The organism is Bradyrhizobium sp., assembly GCF_027307225.1.
GTDB lineage: Bacteria > Pseudomonadota > Alphaproteobacteria > Rhizobiales > Xanthobacteraceae > Bradyrhizobium.
Genome location: NZ_DAHUXJ010000136.1, coordinates 1 through 5,186 on the forward strand (window position 1 = coordinate 1; position 5,186 = coordinate 5,186).

Here is a 5,186-nt window from a genome sequence, read left to right on the forward strand (position 1 = left end):
CCGCGCCATAGAGCAGCGAAATGTTGATACCCTCATTCGTCATCAGCCCGGCATATCCGATGGCGAGTCCCATCGTGGCCTCGCGGACGCACCAGCCTGCAATCGAGATCGGCAGCATGGTGATCAGCATGACCGGCGGGATCAAAAGAAACGTCTGCTCAAATCCGACGGGCGCGGCGATCGATTTGACGACGCACCAGGCGATCACCACCGCGAGAAAGTGCACCAGAAATGAAAGCACCGCGATCGCTGGCGCATTCTTTTTGCTGAAGATGACCCGGTCGGCGATCACCGCGCAGGCGTGAATATGATGGGTCGCCCACCACTTCTTCAGCCATGGCCAGGGCAGCAGGCCGAGCACGAGAAATCCCGCGCCTCCTGCCAGCGCTGCGAAATCGACCAGCGCCAGCGCGGAGCGGCCGTAGGCATCGCCGATCAGGTAGTAGCTCCACGGAAGGCTGGCGACGATAACGATCGCAAGCGCAACCAGTCCGACAGCGCGGTCGACGAAGATGGAATAGGTCGCCGCTCTCCAGCCGGCGCCAGAGCGCGCCACCAGCCACAGCCGCACGGCATCGCCGCCGATCGAGGAGGGCAGCGTTTGATTGAAGAAGGCCGCGATCACGTTGTAGCGCATGGCGTCGCGGAGCGGCAGCGGAGCGCCGCATTCGGCACTGACGATGCGCCAGCGCAGCACGCCGATGAAGATCTGGAAAAAGGTCAGCGCAAGGGCGAGCGCGAGCCAGGCCGCGCTGACCAGATCAATGCGGGAGGCAAGATCGGCGAAATTGGCCTTGCGGAGCGCGAGGTAAAGCAGCGCGGCCGAGACCAGAATCTTGATCGCAGAAAGCAGAAACCGGCGCATTTCGCCTGCATTCACAAGGTTTTGGGACCTTCGGAGGCCGCGAACCCAAAGTATCGGCGCGCGCCAGACTTCCGCGCCTTGGTATGGTTTTGGGACCGATCTGGCAATAGGCGGGTTTTCTCCGGTCAAATGCGCCCCACTGGCTATTGCAGGTCCGGCAAAGGGGCGGCTAAAGAGGCGGGCTGCGGTCGCCGACCATCGCAAAGGTTACCGCCGGAACTTTGCAGATTTTCCCGTTATTTCCGGATAGAGAAGTCGCGCGATTCCAACCCCAGGCCGCTGCCAACTAAAGAGGCGCTGATGGACAAAAAGATTGTTCCGCTGATCATGTGCGGCGGCGCCGGCACACGGCTATGGCCGGCCTCGCGCGAGGTTCGCCCGAAGCAATTCCTGCCGTTGTTCGGGACGCGTTCGACATTTCAGGAAACAATCCTGAGGGTATCGGACCCGGCGCTGTTCGATCGCCCGATCGTCATCACCAATAATGCCTATCGTTTCATGGTCGCCGAGCAGCTTGCCGAGATCGGGCGCGAGGCCGATATCCTGCTCGAGCCGATGCGGCGGGATTCCGGGCCGGCGATCGCGGCCGGCGCGGCCTTTGCCGAAACGCGCGCCAGCGACGCCGTGGTGCTGGCGCTCGCCGCCGATCACGTCGTGGGCGACAACGCGGCCTTTGTCGTCGCCTGCCGCGAGGGGCTTGTTGCGGCCGATGCAGGCCGCATCGTGACCTTCGGCGTGACGCCGGAGCGCGCCGCCACCGAATATGGCTACATCAATCCGGGCGAGGCGGTATCGGGCAAGGTTCGCGCCGTCAAGCAATTCGTCGAGAAGCCGGATGCGGCGAAGGCCGCCGACTACGTCAAGGCCGGTTATCTCTGGAACAGCGGCAACTTCATGTTCCGCGCCGGCGTGCTGCTCGATGAGTATCGCAGCGTCGATGCGGCGAGCGTGCAGGCGGTTTCCGATGCGGTCACCAAAGCGGGACGCGACCTTGGCTTCGTCACGCTGGATGAGGCCGCGTTCGGCTCGGCGAAGGCGATCTCGATCGACTACGCCGTGATGGAAAAAACAGCGCGCACCGCTGTCGTGCCGGTCGCCTGCGGCTGGTCGGACGTCGGCTCCTGGCGCGCGGTGTGGGAATTGTCGGAGAAGGACAGCGAGGGTAACGCTGCGCAGGGCGCCGCCGTGTTCGAGGATGCCCGCAATTGCAACGTCTCGACCGACGGGGCGCTGGTTGCGCTCGAAGGCGTCGACGACCTCGTCGTGGTGGCGACGCAGGATGCCATCCTCGTGTCGCGCCAGAAGGATGCCAACGGGCTGAAGCGGCTCGTCACGAAATTGAAAACGGTGGCTCCGCAGGTGACGGAAGAGCACCTCAAGGTGCACCGTCCCTGGGGTTCCTACCAGTCGGTCGACATGGGCGACCGTCACCAGGTCAAGCGCATCATCGTCAAGCCCGGCGGGCGGCTCTCCTTGCAGAAGCACCATCACCGTTCGGAGCACTGGATTGTGGTACAAGGTGCGGCGCGCGTGACCGTGAATGAGACGGTCAAGACCGTGCATGAGAACGAATCGATCTATATCCCGATCGGCGCCGTTCACCGGCTCGAGAATCCGGGCAAGATATCGCTTCACCTGATCGAAGTTCAGACCGGCAGCTATCTCGGCGAGGACGACATCATCCGGATCGAGGACGATTATCGCCGCTCCTGAGTGCGGCAGCGACCGGTCCGAGCCGGCGACTGATGTAATTCTTTGAATCAAAACGTGTTTGCACATCGTCGCCAGCCATTCGCCACACTTATGGTGACGTGCTAGAGAGTTCGCGGCGCAGGTAAGGGACGATTTGCGCTACACTCTTTGGGCTATGCCGTGGCCGGTCCGCGCAAACAGGCTTTTCGGGGTCGGACCGGGTTTGGGGTACGGGGGTCGGAATTCATGGTTTCAAAAGCGGTCGCTTCGGGCGAGGGCACCGAACAGAAGGCGCTTCGCGTCGGCGTGATCGGCGCGGGCATCATGGGTTCCAACCACGCCCGCGTGCTCGCAGGCCTGCCCGGCACGACACTTGTCGGTATCGTCGATCCCCTGAGCGAGCATCGCGCGCGCGCCATCGAACTGGTCGGCTGCCGTGCCTTTGCCAGCCTCGATGAACTGTTGGCCGAGGGCGTCGATGCGGTGACAATCGCAGCCCCCACGCATCTGCATCACGAAATCGCGCTCGCCTGCATCGCGCGCAACATTCACATCCTGGTCGAAAAGCCGATCGCTTCCTCGGTCGAGGAGGGCAACGAGATCGTCGCCGCCGCGCGCAGCGCCGGCGTCACCTTGATGGTCGGCCATGTCGAACGCTTCAATCCGGCGGTCGCCGCCATCAAGCAGGCGATCTCGGGCGAAGACATCCTTTCGATTGGCATCACGCGCGTCGGCCCGTTCCCGCCGCGCATGTCCAATGTCGGCGTGGTGATCGATCTCGCCGTGCACGACATCGACCTGATCCGCTGGTTCACCGAGTCGGACATTATCGAGGTGCAGCCGCAGCTTTCGAGCGCGGTCGCCGAGCGCGAGGACATCGCGCTGTTGCAATTTAGAACCGCCTCCGGCGTGCTCGCCCATATCAACACCAACTGGCTGACGCCGTTCAAGGCGCGCAACGTCACCGTTGCGACCCGCGGCAAATATGTGATGGGCGACCTGCTCACCCGCCAGGTGACGGAATGCTTCGGCTTCAAGCCGGACGGCAGCTACTCGATGCGGCATCTGCCGGTCGGCCATGACGAGCCGTTGCGCGCCGAATTGATTGCGTTCCTGCGCGCGGTGCGCAGCGGCGGCCTGCCGGCGGTGAGCGGCGATGAGGGTGTCGCCAGCCTCGAAATCGCAATTCGCTGCCTGGAAAATCCGCCCAAGCCCGCGGCGAGCTCGCTGCCTCGCAAGGGACCGCGCCTCGTCGGCGGCTAACGGTCGCCCTCGATGTCTCCCCAACCGTTACAAGGCTCCATGAACCAGCACCTGCGCCCCGAGAATATTCCCTTCATCGATATCGCCGCGCAGCGCCGGCGGCTTGGTCCTGCGGTGGAGGATGCGGTCGCGCGCGTGCTGGCGCATTGCCAGTTCATCAACGGCCCGGAAGTCACCGCGCTGGAAGCCGCGCTTGCCGCGTATTGTGGGGCCAGGCATGTCGTGACCTGCGCCAGCGGCACCGATGCCCTGGTCATGGTGCTGATGGCCAAGGGCGTCGGCTCTGGCGATGCGGTGCTGTGTCCATCCTTTACGTTTTGCGCGACCGGCGAGGCCGTCGCACTTGCCGGCGCGACGCCGGTCTTCGTCGACGTCGATGAAGCGACCTTCAATATCGATGCCGCCTCGCTCAAGCGCGGCATTGCCACCGCCAAGCGATTGGGACTCAAGCCTCGCGCGGTGATTCCGGTCGATCTGTTCGGTCAGAGCGCGGACCATGATGAGGTCTTTGCCATAGCCGTCGCCGAAGGGATGTTCGTGCTGGACGACGCGGCGCAGGGTTTTGGCGCGAGCTACAAGGGCCGCCGGCTCGGCGGCATGGGCATCATCACCGCGACCAGCTTCTTTCCCGCAAAACCGCTCGGCTGCTATGGTGACGGCGGCGCGATTTTCACCGACGATCCGGCCTTTGCCGAGGTGCTGCGCAGCGTCCGCGTCCACGGCCAGGGCTCCGACAAATACGACAATGTCCGGCTCGGCCTGACTGGACGCCTCGATACGATCCAGGCCGCGGTGCTGATCGAGAAGCTGAAAATCTTCGACGACGAGATCGCCGCGCGCAACAAAATCGCCGAACGCTACGCGCAGGGCCTCGGCAACGTCGTCACCGTTCCGCGATTGGCCAAGGACCATACCTCGGTCTGGGCGCAGTACACGATCCGCCTGCCTGAAGGCACCGACCGCGATGCCTTCGCCGCCGCGCTCAAGGCGCAGGGCATTCCGACCGCGATCTACTATCCGAAATCGATACACCAGCAGACCGCCTACAAGGACTATCCGGTCGCCGATGGCGGGTTGCCGGTCTCCGAGCGTCTGTCGGCCGACGTGATCAGCCTGCCGATGCACGCCTATCTGGACGAAGCGGGCCAGGATCGGGTGATCCAGGCGGTCCGGGGGTTTTTTAACGCCTGAGTTTCGACGCGCTTTCTTTTCCCTCCCCCTTTGTGGCTAAGGCGTGCACACATTTCTGAGGCTCCATCCTTGAACCATTTGTTCGAAGCGCTGCCAACCTCTTCGCATGGTGATCGGACCCGGCGGACGCTCGGAAGCATAGCCGGTCCAACCTCCAAGACGGGCAATGATCCAG

Annotated in this window: 4 protein-coding genes; 3 read left to right on the forward strand and 1 reads right to left on the reverse strand. The window is 63.6% G+C overall.

Annotation, left to right across the window (positions count from 1 at the left end; translation table 11 throughout):
- Nucleotides 1-865, reverse strand: an 865-nt coding sequence (locus M6D32_RS22655; protein ID WP_298260451.1) for a lysylphosphatidylglycerol synthase transmembrane domain-containing protein, incomplete at its 3' end; no start/stop codon positions are given.
- Between the two features lie 300 nt (nucleotides 866-1,165).
- Between M6D32_RS22655 and M6D32_RS22660 the strand changes: the two genes are divergently transcribed.
- The 3 genes from M6D32_RS22660 (at nucleotide 1,166) to M6D32_RS22670 (ending at nucleotide 5,011) form a co-directional block, all read left to right on the forward strand.
- Entirely contained in the window at nucleotides 1,166-2,578 is a 1,413-nt protein-coding gene (locus M6D32_RS22660) for a mannose-1-phosphate guanylyltransferase/mannose-6-phosphate isomerase (RefSeq protein WP_298260453.1), read from the forward strand.
- A gap of 225 nt (nucleotides 2,579-2,803) precedes the next feature.
- The gene (locus tag M6D32_RS22665; RefSeq protein ID WP_298260455.1) at nucleotides 2,804-3,820 is read left to right on the forward strand and encodes a Gfo/Idh/MocA family oxidoreductase; all 1,017 of its coding nucleotides are present in this window, start codon (nucleotides 2,804-2,806) and stop codon (nucleotides 3,818-3,820) included.
- A 39-nt stretch (nucleotides 3,821-3,859) separates the two neighbouring features.
- Nucleotides 3,860-5,011: a DegT/DnrJ/EryC1/StrS family aminotransferase gene (locus tag M6D32_RS22670; RefSeq protein WP_298260457.1), complete on the forward strand. Its 1,152-nt coding sequence runs from the start codon at nucleotides 3,860-3,862 to the stop codon at nucleotides 5,009-5,011.
- Nucleotides 5,012-5,186 lie beyond the last annotated feature (175 nt).

Bases quoted from the DNA above. Each gene is read 5' to 3' on its own strand.
- M6D32_RS22665 (WP_298260455.1), top strand. From the start codon at position 2,804: ATGGTTTCAAAAGCGGTCGCTTCGGGCGAGGGCACCGAACAGAAGGCG.
- M6D32_RS22670 (WP_298260457.1), top strand. From the start codon at position 3,860: ATGAACCAGCACCTGCGCCCCGAGAATATTCCCTTCATCGATATCGCC.
- M6D32_RS22660 (WP_298260453.1), top strand. From the start codon at position 1,166: ATGGACAAAAAGATTGTTCCGCTGATCATGTGCGGCGGCGCCGGCACA.